This window comes from Microbacterium sp. NPDC028030 (genome assembly GCF_040637855.1).
Taxonomy (GTDB): Bacteria; Actinomycetota; Actinomycetes; order Actinomycetales; family Microbacteriaceae; genus Microbacterium.
Genome location: NZ_JBEZXF010000001.1, coordinates 719,796 through 735,474, shown reverse-complemented (window position 1 = coordinate 735,474; position 15,679 = coordinate 719,796). Strand labels below are relative to the sequence as shown.

General features: G+C 70.0%; 17 protein-coding genes. 5 read left to right on the top strand and 12 right to left on the bottom strand.

The annotated features are described in order from the left end of the window. Positions 1 to 30 precede the first annotated feature (30 nt). The 3 genes from AB0E56_RS03620 to AB0E56_RS03610 form a co-directional block, all read right to left on the bottom strand. Positions 31 to 825, bottom strand: a complete 795-nt coding sequence (locus AB0E56_RS03620) for an SDR family oxidoreductase (RefSeq protein WP_359796722.1) — start codon at positions 823 to 825, stop codon at positions 31 to 33. Continuing rightward, positions 822 to 1,904 carry an enolase C-terminal domain-like protein gene (locus AB0E56_RS03615; protein WP_359796720.1) on the bottom strand — a complete coding sequence of 361 codons (1,083 nt, stop codon included), beginning with the start codon at positions 1,902 to 1,904 and terminating at the stop codon, positions 822 to 824. Before AB0E56_RS03615 ends, AB0E56_RS03620 begins: the two co-directional genes overlap by 4 nt. A 104-nt stretch (positions 1,905 to 2,008) precedes the next feature. Continuing rightward, positions 2,009 to 2,623 carry a class I SAM-dependent methyltransferase gene (locus tag AB0E56_RS03610; protein WP_359796719.1) on the bottom strand — a complete coding sequence of 205 codons (615 nt, stop codon included), beginning with the start codon at positions 2,621 to 2,623 and terminating at the stop codon, positions 2,009 to 2,011. Positions 2,624 to 2,740: 117 nt separating this feature from the next. On the opposite strand from AB0E56_RS03610, the gene AB0E56_RS03605 reads away from it, so the two are divergent. Continuing rightward, positions 2,741 to 3,277: a Chromate resistance protein ChrB gene (locus AB0E56_RS03605; protein WP_359796717.1), complete on the top strand. Its 537-nt coding sequence runs from the start codon at positions 2,741 to 2,743 to the stop codon at positions 3,275 to 3,277. Then, positions 3,274 to 4,473, top strand: coding sequence for an MFS transporter (locus AB0E56_RS03600; RefSeq protein ID WP_359796715.1), 1,200 nt, complete (start codon positions 3,274 to 3,276; stop codon positions 4,471 to 4,473). The genes AB0E56_RS03605 and AB0E56_RS03600 overlap by 4 nt, the downstream gene beginning before the upstream one ends. Positions 4,474 to 4,569: 96 nt before the next feature. On the opposite strand, the gene dnaB is transcribed toward AB0E56_RS03600, so the two are convergent. After that, a complete protein-coding gene (gene dnaB, locus AB0E56_RS03595; RefSeq protein ID WP_359796714.1) occupies positions 4,570 to 5,943 on the bottom strand; it encodes a replicative DNA helicase in 1,374 nt (457 codons plus the stop codon). A 529-nt stretch (positions 5,944 to 6,472) separates the two neighbouring features. Here dnaB and AB0E56_RS03590 point away from each other — a divergent pair. Both AB0E56_RS03590 and AB0E56_RS03585 read left to right on the top strand, forming a co-directional pair. Beyond that, on the top strand, positions 6,473 to 7,489 hold the full coding sequence (locus AB0E56_RS03590) for a hypothetical protein (RefSeq protein WP_359796712.1): 1,017 nt from the start codon (positions 6,473 to 6,475) through the stop codon (positions 7,487 to 7,489). 102 nt (positions 7,490 to 7,591) lie between these two features. Beyond that, on the top strand, positions 7,592 to 9,124 hold the full coding sequence (locus AB0E56_RS03585) for a chaplin family protein (RefSeq protein WP_359796711.1): 1,533 nt from the start codon (positions 7,592 to 7,594) through the stop codon (positions 9,122 to 9,124). Positions 9,125 to 9,344: 220 nt separating this feature from the next. Here the strand turns inward: AB0E56_RS03585 and AB0E56_RS03580 are convergent, their stop codons facing one another. The 5 genes from AB0E56_RS03580 to rpsF all read right to left on the bottom strand — a co-directional run bounded on the left by AB0E56_RS03580 (position 9,345) and on the right by rpsF (position 11,737). Continuing rightward, on the bottom strand, positions 9,345 to 9,788 hold the full coding sequence (locus tag AB0E56_RS03580; protein WP_359796709.1) for a hypothetical protein: 444 nt from the start codon (positions 9,786 to 9,788) through the stop codon (positions 9,345 to 9,347). 296 nt (positions 9,789 to 10,084) lie between these two features. Then, the gene (gene rplI / locus AB0E56_RS03575) at positions 10,085 to 10,537 is read right to left on the bottom strand and encodes a 50S ribosomal protein L9 (RefSeq protein ID WP_359796707.1); all 453 of its coding nucleotides are present in this window, start codon (positions 10,535 to 10,537) and stop codon (positions 10,085 to 10,087) included. Between the two features lie 11 nt (positions 10,538 to 10,548). Further along, complete coding sequence (rpsR, locus tag AB0E56_RS03570; protein ID WP_017203799.1) at positions 10,549 to 10,803, bottom strand: 30S ribosomal protein S18; 255 nt, start codon at positions 10,801 to 10,803, stop codon at positions 10,549 to 10,551. 56 nt (positions 10,804 to 10,859) lie between these two features. Continuing rightward, complete coding sequence (locus AB0E56_RS03565) at positions 10,860 to 11,363, bottom strand: single-stranded DNA-binding protein (protein WP_183151329.1); 504 nt, start codon at positions 11,361 to 11,363, stop codon at positions 10,860 to 10,862. Between the two features lie 5 nt (positions 11,364 to 11,368). After that, positions 11,369 to 11,737 (bottom strand): 30S ribosomal protein S6, encoded by a 369-nt coding sequence (rpsF, locus tag AB0E56_RS03560; RefSeq protein WP_183151330.1) that lies wholly within the window; start codon positions 11,735 to 11,737, stop codon positions 11,369 to 11,371. A 254-nt stretch (positions 11,738 to 11,991) separates the two neighbouring features. Here rpsF and AB0E56_RS03555 point away from each other — a divergent pair, with 254 nt between their 5' ends. Continuing rightward, entirely contained in the window at positions 11,992 to 12,696 is a 705-nt protein-coding gene (locus AB0E56_RS03555) for a hypothetical protein (protein WP_359796704.1), read from the top strand. Between the two features lie 65 nt (positions 12,697 to 12,761). Here the strand turns inward: AB0E56_RS03555 and AB0E56_RS03550 are convergent, their stop codons facing one another. Genes AB0E56_RS03550 through AB0E56_RS03540 form a run of 3 tightly spaced genes read right to left on the bottom strand, consistent with a single transcriptional unit; the run spans position 12,762 to position 15,677 of the window. Continuing rightward, positions 12,762 to 13,670, bottom strand: a complete 909-nt coding sequence (locus AB0E56_RS03550) for a ribokinase (RefSeq protein WP_359796702.1) — start codon at positions 13,668 to 13,670, stop codon at positions 12,762 to 12,764. A gap of 31 nt (positions 13,671 to 13,701) precedes the next feature. After that, a complete protein-coding gene (locus AB0E56_RS03545; RefSeq protein ID WP_359796700.1) occupies positions 13,702 to 14,685 on the bottom strand; it encodes an ADP-ribosylglycohydrolase family protein in 984 nt (327 codons plus the stop codon). Continuing rightward, entirely contained in the window at positions 14,682 to 15,677 is a 996-nt protein-coding gene (locus AB0E56_RS03540) for an ADP-ribosylglycohydrolase family protein (RefSeq protein WP_359796699.1), read from the bottom strand. The genes AB0E56_RS03545 and AB0E56_RS03540 overlap by 4 nt, the downstream gene beginning before the upstream one ends. Between the last annotated feature and the right edge of the window lie 2 nt (positions 15,678 to 15,679).

The window sequence follows — 15,679 nt, the reverse complement described above, 5'->3', positions numbered from 1 at the left end:
GTCGACGTGACCCCCGGTCGGTTCGTCGTGTCACTCGCCGCGGAACCGTGCCGCCAACGCCGGGTCGACCTCCACGGAGCCGAAGGAGGCCGTCCAGGCGCCGTCCACCGCGATGGACTCGCCGCTGAGGTACGGGGCCTCGTCCGAGAGCAGGAAGGCCGTCACGGCTGCCACCTCTTCGGCACGGGCGATGCGCCCCATGGGCGGTCCCTCTGCGAGGCCGCGTTCCTCGGCTTCGGGATCGGGCGATGCGGCGATCTTCGCCTCGAGGTGCGGGGTGCGCACCCCTCCCGGTGCCACCGTGTTGGCGCGGATGCCGAGCCGGCCGTAGCTCACCGCCACGCTGCGGGTCAGGGCATCGATGCCACCCTTGGTGAACTCGTACGCGCCGTGGTGCGGGTGGCTGGCGCGGCCGTGGATCGAGCCGACGTTGACGATCGCCCCGGGCAGGCCCTGGTCGATGAACGCCGAGACGGCCGTCGAGCACCCCCAGATGTAGCCGAAGCCATTGATCCCGAGGATCTCGCGCACGACGTCTTCATCCAGTTCGTGCAGCGGCGTGTGCTTCGTGATGCCGGCGTTGTTGACCCACCCTGCCAGCGGTGCTCTGGCGAGGGCGGCCTCCGCCGCCCGCTGGTGGGCGCTGCGCTCCGACGCGTCACCGAGCACGACCTCCGCCACGATGCCCTCCTCGAGCGTCCCCGACCCCGGTGAACGCTCGAGCCCCACGACGATCCATCCGTCGGCCGTCAGGCGCTCCGCGATCGCGCGACCGATGCCCTTGCCACTGCCCGTCACCACGACGCTGCGTGCGGATTCGATCATGAGAGGCCCCTTTCGAAGGCGAAGACGGACGGATCGAGCGTGAAGCCGAGTCCCGGTGCATCCGTCGGGCGCACCCGACCCTCGAACGAGGGACCGCCGACGATGAAGGACGGCGCGGGGTCGTAGGGGTTGCGTCCGCGGGCGAAAGTCTCGACGCCGATGCCCAGGTGCGCGGTGACCTCCGGATAGACGTGGCCCGAGACGGGCACCTCACGTGCCGACGCCCAGGCGGTCATCTCGAGCGCGGGCGTGATGCCGCCGATGGCCACGACGTCGAGGCGGAGGGCATCCACGCCGCCTTCCTCGACGAGGGCATGGAGCACGGCCGGGTCCGTCACCTCGTCGCCGACCGAGACGGCGAGACCGGACTCGCGACGGATGCGGGCGCAGCCCGCGGCGTCCTCGGGGAGCAGCGGATCCTCGAGCCAGGTGAGACGCGGGTCGCCCCACCGCGCGATCTCCGCGAGCGCGGTCTCGGCGTCGGGCCAGCCGAAGCCGACATCGACGATGAGGCCGGTCTGCGCGGGCAGTTCGCTGTTCAAGAGCGCGAGCAGTTCGCGCATGTACGCGGGGTCGGCGACGCGCGAGATCTTCACGTTCGCCCATCCGTCCGCCTGGGCGAGCACCTCGTCGGCGACCTCGCGGGGAGTGCGGTCGGGAGAGGGATACGCCGCGACGAGGATCGAGTCGCGGGGGGCGTCCCCCGTGCCGAGGAGCTGCCACAGCGGCACACCGGCGCGACGAGCAGCGACGTCCCACAGCGCGATGTCGACGAGCCCGATCGCTCGACGGACGAGTCCGACGCGTCCGACGATCGCGCTCCCCCGCAGCATCCGGTTCCAGGTCGATGTGGGGTCGTCGGCGTCGGCTCCCCGTGCGTGCGCGGCCACGAGACGCTCGACGATCTCGGCCATCGGCGCCTCACGGGAGAGGCAGTACGAGACACCCGCGATGCCATCGGCGTCAGTCACCTGGACGGCGCTGTACTCGCGTCGCGCGACGGTCATGGCCCCGAGCTGGAGCGGCGCCGGCAGCGGGAGCTGTGCCGTGGCGGTTTCGATGCGAGCGACCGTGGTCATGTGTCCCCTTGGAAGGCGATTTGCTATAGCAAACACGAGCATAGCCGCAGAACCGCTCTCCGCGCGGGTTCGATTCCCGCGGACGTGCCGGCGATGCCAGCGGCTCAGACCGCGAGCGCACTGATCGACGCGTGCGGTCGGCGACCCTCGTCCACCCTGGCTTCGCTGTCGACGACGACGAATCCGGCCCGCTCGAGCTGTGCCGACATGCCGGGCCGCGACCAGTAGTGCGCCGTCGTCACCGCGTGGGGAAACGCCTCGCCGTCCACCCCGTCGAAGAAGCCGACCAGCAGCCCTCCGCCCTCACGGATCGCGCACCGCGCGGCGGTGAGGAGCGTCGGCAACTCGTCCGGGCTCGCGTGGATCAGCGAGTACCAGGCGAGAACACCCCCGAGGGAGCCGGGGCGGACGCCGGCGTCGAGCAACGATGCCACGCGGTAGGAGACGTGCGGGAATCGCGCCGACGCGGTCGCGACGAACGCGGGCACCAGGTCGATGCCCTGCGCCTCCCGCCCCCGATCGGCGAGGTACGCGGTCCACTGTCCGGGGCCGCACCCCGCGTCGAGGATGGGTCCGTCGATCTCGTCCGCCCATCCAACGATGCGCTTTCGGTCTCTCGCGTCGAGCTGCGCGACGTCGCCGAAGAGTTCGGTGTATTCGGTCGCGCGGGCCGTGTACCCATCGCGCACGCGGCGGTCTGTGCGCGCTCCTGCCAACATGGCCCACCTCTTCCGGTGCCGTCCGAGCATCTTCCTCGTCGACCGTAGCGACCCTCGGGGACATCTGCCGCTCATGCACTCCCCGACTCCGTTGTAACAGCTGTTACAGTTCTTGATGTGACAGATTCCGACGGATGGCTCGTCCTGTTGGTGCAGGTGCCTGCGACGCCGTCGCGGCATCGCGTGGCCGTCTGGCGGGAACTGCGCCAGTTCGGTGCCGTGCCCGCGGGTCAGGGCACCTGGGTCGCACCGGATGTTCCCGCGTGCGCCGCCGGGGTGGAACGTGCCAGGACGCTCGCGCAGCGTGGAGACGGCGACATCCTGGTGCTGCGCACCCAGACCGACGGGGGTGACACCGCCGCGCTTCGCGAGCTGTTCGACGCCGCGCGCGCCGACGACTGGTCGGAGTTCGTCGCCGACTGCGTGAAGTACCGGGCGGAGATCGCGCGCGAGATCGAGAAGAAGAAGTTCACGCTCGCGGAGCTCGAGGAGGAGGAGCAGAGTCTCGACCGCCTGCAGCGCTGGCATCGCACCCTGCGCAGCCGAGACGTGTTCGAGTCGCCGGCGTCGAAGGAGGCCGATCGCGAGCTCGCCGCATGCGGAGCGGACCTCGGCCGGTTCGCCGACCTCGTGTATCAGGCCGTGCACGCATGACGGCGCCAGGCCCCGAGCCCAGGACGGGTGCCATCGCCCCCCTCTACGCCGCGGGCTTCGTCACCGCTTTCGGCGCTCACAGCATCGCGGCGGGCCTCGGCGCGAGCAGCGACGACATCGGTCTCGACCTGCTCCGACTCGGCGCCCTGCTGGCGATCTACGACCTCGCCGAGGTGTTCCTCAAGCCCGTGTTCGGCTCCATCGCCGACAGGATCGGCCCCAAGCCCGTGATCGTCGTCGGGCTCCTCGCGTTCGGATTCGTGTCGCTCGTCGGGGTGTGGTCGTCGAGCACGGTCGCCCTGGCGATCGCTCGGCTCGGCCAGGGAGCGGCGGCATCCGCCTTCTCCCCCGCGTCCTCGGCGACGGTCGCACGTCTGGCCGGCGCCGGCTCGAAGGGCAGGTACTTCGGCCGGTACGGTTCCTGGAAGGGTCTCGGCTACACCCTGGGCCCGCTCCTCGGCGCCGCGCTGATCTTCCTCGGCGGCTTCGCGCTCCTCTTCGTCTGCCTGAGCGCGGTCGCCATCGCCACCGCCGTCTGGGTGGCCATCGCCCTCCCCCGGGTCGAGCCGCTGCCCCGCCCCCGCTACACGATCGCCGACCTCGCACGGCAGACGACCGCACGGGGGTTCCTCGTTCCCACGCTGGTCCTCGCGGCGTCCACCGGCGCGTTGGGAGCTGCGATCGGCTTCCTCCCCGCGCTCGCGAGCAGTCACGACGCTCCGCTGTTCGCGAGCATCGCGATCGCCTCCGTGCTGGCGCTGACCTCGGCGCTCACCCAACCCTTCGCCGGAAGACTCCGCGACAGCGGCCGCCTGAGCGACAGGGCGGGGATGACACTCGGCGTGGAGATCGTCGCGGCCGGCATCCTCCTCGCGGCGTTCTGGCCGTCACTGCCCGTGCTCTACGGGGCGGCGGCTCTGCTCGGGGTCGGAATCGGTCTCGCCACGCCCTTCGCGTTCGCGCACCTGGCCGACACGACGCCGCCGGAACGGATGGGCCGCACCATGGGCACCGCCGAGCTCGGGCGGGAGCTCGGCGACGCCGGAGGACCGCTGCTCGTGGGCGGCGTCGCCGTCGCGGCGACTCTTCCGATCGGCCTCGGCGCACTCGCGGCCGTCGTCGCGATCACGGGAGCGGCGACCAGGGCGCTGCCTCGCGTCGCCGTCCCCGCTCCCCCGGACTCTCGCCCGAGCTGACGAACGTCAGTGAGGTGACGGTCATCGGGGTCGGCGTTCGACACCTGCTCGTCTCACGTCACCGGCGGCCGGCGATTCGCCCCCGACGCTGCCGACTCAGTTGAAGTCGCCGCCGGGGGCCATATCGGCGAAGCGCGAGTAGTGGCCCTGGAATGCGACGGTGATGGTCGCGGTCGGGCCGTTGCGGTGCTTGGCGACGATCAGGTCGGCCTCACCCGGACGCACGTCCTTGTCGTAGACCGAGTCGCGGTGCAGGAGGATGACCATGTCGGCGTCCTGCTCAATCGAGCCGGACTCTCGCAGGTCGCTGATCGCGGGCTTCTTGTCCTGACGCTGCTCGGGACCACGGTTCAGTTGCGACAGGGCGATGACCGGCACCTGGAGCTCCTTGGCGATCAGCTTGAGGCTTCGCGAGAACTCCGAGACCTCCTGCTGGCGCGACTCGACGCGCTTGCCCGAGGTCATCAGCTGCAGGTAGTCGATGATGACCATGCGCAGGCCTTCGCGCTGCTTGAGGCGACGGCACTTCGCGCGGATCTCGACGAGCGTCATGTTCGGGCTGTCGTCGATGTAGAGAGGGGCGTCGTTGATGCGGCCTCGGGTCGCGGCGACGGTCGTCCAGTCGCGAGGGTCGAGGTTGCCCTTTCGCATGTTCTGCAGCGGGATCTGGCCCTCGGCGCTGAGCAGTCGCATCGCGATCTCGCTCTTGCCCATCTCGAGCGAGAAGAACACAGAGGGGAGATCGTGCCCGATGGATGCCGCGCGGGCGAAGTCGAGAGCGAGCGTCGACTTTCCCATCGCGGGGCGGGCGGCGACTACGATCATCTGGCCGCCGTGCAATCCGTTGGTGAGTTCGTCGAGCTCGCGGAAGCCTGTGGGCACGCCGGTCATCGATCCGTCGCGGCCGCTGGCCGCCTCGATCTCTTCGAGGGCCGCGTCGACCGCGATCTGCAGCGGGACGTAGTCCTCTGCGGTCTCGGCGCCGGTGACCGAATAGATCTCGGCCTGGGCGTTGTTGACGATGTCGGTCGCGTCTCCCTCGCCCGCGTAGCCGAGCTGGACGATACGCGTGCCGGCGTCGACGAGGCGTCGGAGGATCGCCCGCTCCGACACGATGCCCGCGTAGTAGCCGGCGTTGGCCGCCGTCGGGACGATGGAGGTGAGGGTGTGCAGATAGTCGGCGCCACCTGCTCGGCCCAGTTCGCCCGTCTTGATGAGCTCGTCGGTGACGGCGACGACGTCGGTGGGCTCACCGTGCGAGTACAGGGAGAGGATCGCCTCGAAGATGAGCTCGTGCTTCGGGACGTAGAAGTCGGCACCCTTGAGCGTCTCGATCACATCGGCGACGGCATCCTTCGACAGGAGCATTCCACCGAGCGCGCTCTGCTCGGCGAGAAGGTCGTGCGGAGGCGTGCGCTCCGGCGGACGCTGCCCTCCCAGGCGCTCCTGTGAGATGTCGGCGATCGACACTATTTTCCCTTCGATGCGACGTTTCCGATGCGATGTCCTGATGAGACGCGTCGGCGGCGGGGCCGTATGGTGCTCGGCCGTCGCGCCACCCTGAACAGCGAAACAGGTGCCTCCGACATTCGGTCGCTCGCCCACGCTACGAGCGACCCTTTCGCCATGCAACACGGCCTGTGGATAACCATGTGGAAAGCGTGCGGACAAAGTCGGAGTGTCTGTGCACAACGGATGTGGATAACTCCGTGGAGGGTGTGCGTCTCGAACTATTTTTACTCCGCTGAACAGGTGATTCCGCTTTCCCCAACCTGTGGATGAGAATCAGTTTAAATCGCGCGTTGAAGGTTGCTCGTCTCGAACGGGGATGTGTAGAACCTGGGGAAAGTCAAGCCGAGATTTCTCCGGGCGCGTCATACCCGTACATCCCCGGAAACTCGCCTCGCACCCCCTAGACAGGACGGCTTCTCGCGAGTATCGTCACCCGCAATCGACGCACCTGTGTCGATGTACGTTGCCTTCGGAGGGGGAGGTCGACGTGGACGTTCGGGCCACCCGACGCGGCGTTCCTGCCGCCGTCCTCTGGGGTGGGATCGGTGTGCTCGCCTGGGCGACGCTGACGGTCCTTCTCGGCGGCGGATCCGCGCACGCGGACGATCAGGATGACGGTCCGCTCGACGGACTCACCTCCCTCGTGAGCCAGACGGTGTCGGCCGTCACGGCCCCCGTCGCCCCGGTCGTCACCGAGGTGGTCGCGCCCGTCGTCACGCAGGTGGTCGCCCCCGTGCAGCACACAGTTCCCCCGGTGGTCGCCGCGGTGACGCAGCCGGTCGTCGCGGCCCCGGTCGTCGGACCGGCCGTGGCCCCCGTCGCACAGACCGTCTCGGAGGCGACGGCAGCGGTCGTCGCACCCGTCGCCGAGGCCATCACGAACGCCCCGGTCGCACAGATCACCGATCCGATCCTCGACACCGTCTCCGGGCTCCCTGTGGTGGGCGACCTGGTCTCCGACCTCGGGATCACGTCAGCCGTCGGCGACCTCGTCGGCGTGATCGACGACACGACCGCGCTTCTCGGCGACGTGACGACCGAGACGGTCCCGCCCGTGCTCGAGGCACTCGTTCCGACGACTCCCGGCGACGGCGACCCCGGCGGAGTGACAGAGCCCGCCGAACCCCTGCCGGACACCGTGGTCGCGGCATCTGTGACGACCACGAGCGCGCGAGCGACAAGGGCGGCAGAGACCTCTCCCGGCATCCTGGACCGACGGGAGGTCGGAACTCCGCCCGCCGCCGTGACCCTCGGCGTCGATGGCACGACTCACGCCGTCGACGACACCACCCCTGTGCCTTCCGGACCCCCGAGCGGGAACCCGCCAGGGGCACCTTCTCCCGCGTCTTCCTCTGCCGGCTCCGGTGGAGGAGCAGGTCCTGCCCACGCGCGCCTCGGCGACGTGGACGCTTCTCCGCTCCGTGCTGGCGAGCGAACCACCGGCGCACCCGACGACGTCCTTCCTTCGTCGCCGGTCGCCGACACCGACGTCTCTCCCGACTGACGGATCGTCACGTCGTTCCCCGTGGGAACGACAGATGCCGTGCTGCGCGCGCACTCTCATCGCGCGCACCCATCAGACGCTCATCCAGTCAGGAGAAAGATCATGCGCACTTACCTCAAGCGAGCCCTGTGGGGCACGCTCATCGCCGGGGGCATCACGCTCCTCGGCGCGACGGCCGCGAATGCGGCCGAGACCACCGGAGACGACGGACTGCTCTCCGGCACGCAAGCGGAGACCGCGATCACCGCACCGATCTCGGTCGTGGGCAACGCGATCTCGGTGCTCGGCGATGCGGTGACCTCCGCACCTGCCCCTGCTCCGGCCCCGGCACCCGCGCCCGCGCCAGCCCCCGCCCCGGCCCCGGCTCCCGCGACCAGCGGAGAGTCGGGCACGGCATCCGGCACCCAGGCGGTCGTCACCGTGAACCTCCCCGTCACCGTGACGAACAACGCCGTGAGCCTCACCGACACGTCCTCGACCAGCGCCCCGGCCGCGACTCCCCAGAGCCCGGCTCCCCAGACCGCGGCACCGGCCGGGGCGCCTCTCGTGACCACGAACGGTGCGGACGGGGTGCTCTCGGGCACGCAGGCGCTCCTCGCGGTCAACGCCCCGATCACCGTCACGGGCAACGCCGTGTCGCTGCTCGGAGACACCGACAGCACCGCACCCACCGGTCAGGGCGCCGCAGCACCGGCGACCTCTGGTTCCGGCGGCGCCACGACGTCGGGAGGCGACGGCATCGCCAGCGGCACCCAGGCGGTCGCGCCCATCACGGCACCGGTCACGGTGTCGGGCAACGCGATCTCACTGCTCGGAGACACCAGCTCTGCCGCGTCCGGCGGCTCGGCTGCGACCGGGTCGTCCGCTCCCCCCTCAGGGCCGAGCACGAGCGGTGACGACAGCACCCTCGGCGGCACCCAGATCACCGCACCCGTCACCGCCCCCATCGGCGTGACCGGCAACGCGATCTCGGTGCTCGACGACGCCACCGTCACCCGCACCACCGGAAGCGGCACCACCGCCCCGGCCGGCCCCACGAACGGAGGGAACACCACCACCGGTGACGACAGCACCCTCGGCGGTACCCAGATCACCGCACCCATCACCGCCCCCATCGGCGTGACCGGCAACGCGATCTCCGTGCTCGACGACGCCACCGTCACCCGCACCACCGGAAGCGGCACCACCACCCCGGCCGGCCCCACCACCGGAGGCAACACCACCTCCGGAGACGACAGCACCCTCGGCGGTACCCAGGTGGGTCTTCCGATCTCCCTTCCGATCACGGTGGGCGGCAACGCCATCTCCGTGGTCGGCGAGGCGACCGTGACCGACCCCGGCACCGACCCCGGCACCGACCCTGGAACGGACCCGGGCACCGACCCCGGCACCGACCCTGGAACGGACCCCGGAACCGACCCCGGAACCGACCCTGGAACGGACCCCGGAACCGACCCCGGCACGACTCCGGTCGCCTCGACCGGTTCGGTCAGTGCTTCGGGCGCAGCCGTCACCGGGCAGGCGACGGGCCTCGCGATGACCGGTGGTGCCTCCTCGGGCGGGCTGATGGCCCTCGCGGCCCTGCTGCTCCTCCTCGGGGGTGCAACACTCCTGCGTCGTCGACTGACGGCGTAGCGCCGACCCCGGCGGTGCGGTCGTCCTCGGGGGAGGAGACCCTGCGCCGCCGGTGCGCCGCTGCGTCCAACCCCACGTCGACGGAGGCGGAGCCCCCAGCTCACCCCGTCACACGACGCCGGCGCTGAAGCACGGATGCCCCGTGGCCCCACCGCGGGGCATCCGTCGCGCCCTGGAGCCCGGCGGAGCGATCAATCGTCGAGGGTCGATGAACGACGGCTCAGCAGGGCACCGAGTGCGCGGGAGCGAGGCTCGGCGTGCGGACGAATGTGCACAACCGACGCGAGACCGCGTCCGCCTCGTCTTCTTGCTGACGCAGGACCTCGACGGCGACCGTGTCCGAGGCGACCGACGCCCCTGGATCGCCGAACGCCATGGGCAGCGCGGCGCACTGCGAATGTCCGCACAGCAGGTGTGCGAGCTCGTGCGCGACGACGTGCAGCCGATACCACCGTGGATCGGACCCCCGCAGCGCGATCCTCGCACGGTCGCCATCGACGAGCACGAACCGCGGGACGGTCTTCCACTCCTCGTCGTCCAGCACATCGACCTCGATGTCGACACCGAGCAGCACAGAGACTCGCGCCGTGATGCTCTGCACACTCGCGCCGCGTTCGACCTCCAGCTCTTCGAAGAGCTGGGTCACTCCGTATCGACCGTTCATGATTCCCTCCACCCGCCCGCCCGTGATCGGCCGAGCGCTGCTCCCACTGAAGAGACGAGAGGACATGCCTCGTCATTACGTCGATCCGCCCATGACTTTCGGCCAGACTTCGCACCGAACGTCGCTATCCCATCGTTCAGACTGACGCTTCGGGAGAACGCATGCGCTCGCGAACCGCGTCTACGCGTCAGGCAGCGCGGTTCGAGGAGCCGCAGCGGTGAGACACCGGATCGCGTCGTGCCCCGAAACGCAGAACGCCCCCCGTCCCGGAGGACAGGGGGCGTTCGGGATGTGCCTTACTTGGCGGCGACGACCTGCAGCGTGATGACTGCGGTGACGTCTTCGTGCAGACGCACGGTCGCCTCGTGGTCTCCGGTCACCTTGATGGGCGAAGGGATGTGCACCTTGCGCTTGTCGATCGAACCCAGGCCGGCGGCTGCGACGGCATCCGCGACGTGGTCGGTCTTGACGGAGCCGAAGAGACGACCCTCCTTGCCGGCCTTGACCGTGAGGCGCACCTTCGTGCCCTCGAGAGCGTTCTTCAGTGCGACAGCGTCGTCACGATCGTGGATCGCGCGTGCCTGACGCGCGGCCTGGATCGATGCGACCTGCTTTTCGCCACCGCGGGTCCACGCCGTAGCGAAGCCCTGGGGGATGAGGTAGTTGCGGGCGTACCCGTTCTTGACCTCGACCACGTCACCGGCGCTACCGAGCCCGGCGACCTCGTTCGTGAGAATCAGCTTTGCCATCTCGATACCCCTTACCGGCCGGCGCCAGCGTAGGGCAGGAGAGCCATCTCGCGTGCGTTCTTGATCGCCGTGGCGATCAGACGCTGCTCCTGCACCGAGACACCGGTGATACGACGGGCGCGGATCTTGCCGCGCTCCGAGACGAACTTGCGAAGGGTGGCGACATCCTTGTAATCGATGACACCGACCCGGATGGACTTCGCGGGAGCGGCGTTCTTCGCGCCCTTCCGCGGCTTGCGGCGGTCGCCGCTCGACTTTCCAGCCATTGTTTTTCCTTAGTGATGAGCGGATGCCGACCGTGAGGGCCGGATCCAGAAGTTGTTCAGAACGGGGTGTCGTCGCCGAAGCTGCCCGGAGTGCTCCAGGCATCGGCGCTGGTCGAAGAACCGGGCGTGGACCACGGCTCCTCCGACACCTGCTGCTGCGCGGGGCGAGACTGTCCTCCGCCGCCACCGCCGTTCGAGGCAGCGCGGGTGACCTGCGCGGTCGCGTAGCGCAGCGAGGGGCCGATCTCGTCGACCTCCAGCTCGATCGCGGTGCGCTGGTTGCCCTCGCGGTCCTGGTAGGAGCGCTGACGCAGACGGCCCTGCGCGATGACGCGCATGCCCTTCGTCAGCGAACCCGCCACGTGCTCGGCGAACTCGCGCCACACGGATGCACGGAGGAACAGCGCTTCGCCGTCCTTCCACTCATTCGCGGCACGGTCGAAGTTCCGAGGCGTCGATGCGATGGTGAAGTTCGCCACCGGCAGCCCGTTCTGCGTGTACCGCAGTTCGGGGTCGGCCGTGAGGTTTCCCACCACGGTGATGACGGTTTCGCCTGCCATGGGACTTAGGCCTTCGCAGCCTTGGCCGCCTTGCGGGCAGCCTTCTCTTCGGAGCGCTTGGCCTCGGAGGCGATCATCGCCTGTGCCTCTTCGGCGCGGAGGACCTTGGTGCGCATGATCTGCTCGTTCAGCTTCAGCTGGCGGTCGAGCTCCTGCGTGGCCTCGCTGGTCGCGGTGAAGTTGACGACGGCGTAGATGCCCTCGTTCTTCTTCTGGATCTCGTAGGCCAGACGGCGCTTGCCCCAGATGTCGACGTTCTCGATAGAGCCACCATCGTTGGTGATGACCTTGAGGAACTTGTCGAGCGTAGGTGCGACCTGGCGCTCGTCGATCTCGGGGGTCAGAATGACCATGAGTTCGTACTGGTGCGTCACTTACCCACCTCCTTCGGACTAGAACGGCTCTCGGGGCTTTCCCGGGAGCAGGAGGGTGTGTGCACGTGCCCGCCCCAGGAATCCCGAATGGATGCCGGAAGGCAGACAACCTCGACAGTCTAGCGGAACGGGACGGCCGCCGCGAATGCGGTCGGTCCCGGCGCACCAGGTACCCGCTTCCCCCGCAGAGTTTTGGCATGCTGGAGAGCGTGCCCGGTGACCGTCATCGGGCGCACGACCAGAGGGGGGACGCCATGCGCGTCAACAAATGGGGGGTCGGCGTCATGCTCGCCGCCGCCGTACTGCTCACCGGGTGCTCGGCAGGAGCGACCGACAAGCCGGCGGAATCGAAGCCCAGCGGCGGCGCGTCGCAGGAGGCTGAGGCGCCGACGTCGGACTGCCCCGAGCTGAAGGAAGGCGACACGGTCGACGGCTCCGCGCTGAGCACCTGCATCGCTGAGGCCATGTCGGACACGGCGGGGTACGCCGCGAAGACCACCGTCATGGGCATCGAGTCGACGGCAAAGTTCAACCCGGCGGAGAAGGCCATCGAATCGATCTCACCCGTCGGATCGCTGATCGCCCTCGGGGACGACGTCTGGGTCAAGTCCGCCACGAGCGACTGGCAGGCGGCCGACCCGTCGTCGAGCGATCCGGTCATCGCGGCTCTCAGCGCGACGGCTGCCGACGTCACGTCGCTCGACCCCGCCGCTGCGGCCGCGGGCATCTCGGGCGACTTCACGGTGACGGGCACGGGCGAGCGCCTGGGCGAGAAGGTGTACCTCCTCTCCGGAACGGTGGAGCAGCAGGGCACCCCTGTCGACGTCGTCTTCGAGGTCACGGAGGACTACGTGAGCCTCGCCTCCACCAGCAGCGCCTCGGTCGAGGGGCAGTCGGTCGAGGTCGCGATGGAGATCACCGAGTGGGACGTGAAGCAGGACATCGTCGCACCGCTCTGAGGCGGAGCTGACGCGGCGGGCCGGGGCTGATGCCTCGGCCCGCCGTGCGTGCGCCGCTCGTCTTCCTACGCGGAGTGCGCGTCGAGGAACTCGAGGGTCTCGCGCGCGGACGGAGCGGAGGCCGACGCACCATGGCGTTGCACGCACAGCGCGGCGGCGGCGGAGGCGAACCGCAGGGCGTCGGCCAGTTCCCCGCCGGCGGAGAGCCGCGCCACGAGGGCGCCGCAGAACGTGTCTCCCGCTGCGGTCGTGTCGACGGCTTCGACCGGATGGGCCGGGACCATCGTGGAATCGCCGCCGGACACGAGGAGCGCTCCCTTCGCACCGAGCGTGACGATCACGGTAGGCACCCGTCCGGCGAGGGCCAGCGCCGCCTCGCGCACGTCGTGTCGATCGCCGCCGGCCACCTCGAGGCATTCGTGCTCGTTCACCACGAGGATGTCGACGACATCGAGCACCTCGCCGGGGAGCGACATGCTCGGGGCCGCGTTGAGCACCGTCACGGCGCCGCGCGACCTCGACCGGCGGAAGGCTGAGAACACGACGTCGACCGGGATCTCGAGCTGCGCGAGGACGATGTCGCCTGCTCCGATCCCGCCCAGCGCGGCGTCCGACTCACGTGTGAGCGCCTCGGCGTCCTGATTCGCACCAGGCACGACGACGATCGCGTTCTCACCGCCGTCGGACACCATGACGAAGGCGGTCCCGGTCACGCTGCCCGACATCGCCAGATACGTGCGCACCCCTTCCGCCGCGAACGTGGAGCGCAGACGCGCCCCCGCCTCGTCACCGCCGACGGCGCCGACGAACGTCGTCCCGGCTCCCGCGCGGGCCGCGGCGACGGCCTGATTCAACCCCTTGCCACCCGCGCCGACGCCTTCCAACGTGCCGAGCACCGTCTCCCCTCCGCCGGGATGCCGGTGAACCGATACCGCGGTGTCTTCGTTCGCACTGCCGATCACGATCACGCCCATGCCTGCTCCTCCGCGGGGAACGATACGCGCGTCACCGATTGATCGCCTCATCGACCGTGAGCCCGGCGAACCGCGGGATGGCGAGTCCGGTGAGACGGATGCCGCTCGGCTCGAGGCCCTCCGGGATCCAGTCCTCCCCGAACAGCACCGCTGCCGCCGCCCCCGCGAGAGCCGGCAGCGTTGCGGCGTTGCGCGGCTGTGCGAGGACGCCGAGCATGAGGTCGTCGGCGTCCTGGGCCGCAGCGATGTGCGCGAGCAGGAACCCGAACGTCTCCGGCGCCGCGATCGGGTAGCTGTACACCCAGTCGCCGACCTGCGTGCTCAGACGTCGAGCGCGATCCAGCGGACCCTTCGCTCCGGCCGCGACCTGCAGCGAGGTCTCCGCCATCCGTCGGCTCCACGTGCTCTGCGGCAGCTCCTCCACGGCGAGACGGACCGCATCGGCGACGTCGGCGCCCTCGATCAGCGCGCCGAAGAGGACGGCACTGGCCCGTGCGCACCACACCCCGTCGAGCGAGTGCGTCACCTCGGCATCCGCCCCTGCCCCCTCCGCCGCACCCGTGGCGACTGCGGCGAGCGCCCGCACCGTTGCGATGTCGTCGAAGTAGTGCGCGTTGTCGTGACCGGACTGGGGTGGCCTGAGCCCTCGGCGCAGGTTCTGCAGGGCGAGCTTGGTGCCGATGCGGGCGCGCAGTCCCGCGGCGGGATCGGCCTCGAGCTCGGCCAGCTCGAGCCACTCGCTCACCCCGAATCCTCGGACATGCTGCCGCGCCGAGAACGCGAACCACTCGATGTTCTCGCCCGCTCCCGGGTGCAGGACGCTCGGCGGTGCGGCGTGCGTGAAGGGCCTCGGAACGGTCGTGGTGCGGTCGTCGTCGCCGAGCTTCGCGAGGATGCGCACCCGGTTCACCCTTTTGGGCGGAAGGGCGTACACGCGGAAGTCGGCGTTCGTCGACGAGGCCGACTCTCCGGCGACGATGCCGCGGGTGAGCAGATCGATCAGGGGGGTGGTCATGCGCGCGCCTCCTCGACGATGCGGGTCAGGGTGTCGGCGGCGTCCAGCGGATGGATCCCCGCCATGGATCGGATGCACGAGCCGGCGACGGGCCGCAGTCCCGCCACCCACTCCTCCGGCAGGTCGCCGATCCCCGAGATCGCGCCGCCGATGCATCCGGCGATCGCGGCGGTCGTGTCGGCATCGCGCCCCATGTTGACGGCGAACAGGATGCTGTCGGCCGCGCGTCCTTCGGCGTGCAGTACGGACGCCATCGCGAGTCCGACCGCCTCGGGGGCGAGGTCTGCCCAGAAGTAGTCGGCAACGGCTAGCCGGTCGTGGAGGGCGCGGGCGAGCGCGTCGTCGTCGAGGCCGGAGCGCACCAGATCGCGGGCGTCGCGAAGGTTCCGTGCGGTCCAGCTGTCGGCGGGAATGGCCGCGAGACCCGCGTCGTAGCAGGCGGCCGCGTCGGCTCCCGTCAGGGCGCAGGTCACGGCGACGGCGACGACCACTCCCGCCCAGATGCCCTCGGTCGTGTGGCTCACCGCGCCGTCGGCCTCGGCCAGTCGACGTGCGAGCTCGACGTCGCCGTCGGCCACGATCCCGAGCGGGCTCACCCGCATCGCCAGGCCGTCGCTCCACCCGTGCATCGTGTCGCCGCTCAGCGGGGGGCGGATGCCGTGGCGCAGGTTGTCGATCGCGGCCATCTCGCTGAAGCCGCCCCCCTTGAAGTCGTCCGCCTGCGGGAGCACGTCTTCGATCCAGGTCTGGGCGAAGTCGTCGGCGGTCGCTCCCACGCCGACGCGCTGCACGGTCTTGGCGGTCAGGAGCGCATACTCGGTGTCGTCGCTGCCAGCGGGTTCGGGGTCGAGGTATCCGGTGACGCGCCCGTGCGCCGCTTGGATCTCTGCGGCTGAGAAGCCTTCGACGGGTCGGCCGATCGCGTCGCCGATCGCGAGTCCGGCGAGCGAGCCGCGGGCGCGCTCCTGCAGGGTCGGCGTGGGAGAGGTCATGA

Bases quoted from the DNA above. Each gene is read 5' to 3' on its own strand.
- AB0E56_RS03620 (WP_359796722.1), bottom strand. From the start codon at position 825: ATGATCGAATCCGCACGCAGCGTCGTGGTGACGGGCAGTGGCAAGGGC.
- AB0E56_RS03555 (WP_359796704.1), top strand. From the start codon at position 11,992: ATGCGCGTCAACAAATGGGGGGTCGGCGTCATGCTCGCCGCCGCCGTA.
- AB0E56_RS03565 (WP_183151329.1), bottom strand. From the start codon at position 11,363: ATGGCAGGCGAAACCGTCATCACCGTGGTGGGAAACCTCACGGCCGAC.
- AB0E56_RS03545 (WP_359796700.1), bottom strand. From the start codon at position 14,685: ATGACCACCCCCCTGATCGATCTGCTCACCCGCGGCATCGTCGCCGGA.
- AB0E56_RS03550 (WP_359796702.1), bottom strand. From the start codon at position 13,670: ATGGGCGTGATCGTGATCGGCAGTGCGAACGAAGACACCGCGGTATCG.
- AB0E56_RS03615 (WP_359796720.1), bottom strand. From the start codon at position 1,904: ATGACCACGGTCGCTCGCATCGAAACCGCCACGGCACAGCTCCCGCTG.
- rplI (WP_359796707.1), bottom strand. From the start codon at position 10,537: ATGGCAAAGCTGATTCTCACGAACGAGGTCGCCGGGCTCGGTAGCGCC.
- rpsR (WP_017203799.1), bottom strand. From the start codon at position 10,803: ATGGCTGGAAAGTCGAGCGGCGACCGCCGCAAGCCGCGGAAGGGCGCG.
- AB0E56_RS03610 (WP_359796719.1), bottom strand. From the start codon at position 2,623: ATGTTGGCAGGAGCGCGCACAGACCGCCGCGTGCGCGATGGGTACACG.
- AB0E56_RS03540 (WP_359796699.1), bottom strand. From the start codon at position 15,677: ATGACCTCTCCCACGCCGACCCTGCAGGAGCGCGCCCGCGGCTCGCTC.
- AB0E56_RS03600 (WP_359796715.1), top strand. From the start codon at position 3,274: ATGACGGCGCCAGGCCCCGAGCCCAGGACGGGTGCCATCGCCCCCCTC.
- AB0E56_RS03580 (WP_359796709.1), bottom strand. From the start codon at position 9,788: ATGAACGGTCGATACGGAGTGACCCAGCTCTTCGAAGAGCTGGAGGTC.
- AB0E56_RS03585 (WP_359796711.1), top strand. From the start codon at position 7,592: ATGCGCACTTACCTCAAGCGAGCCCTGTGGGGCACGCTCATCGCCGGG.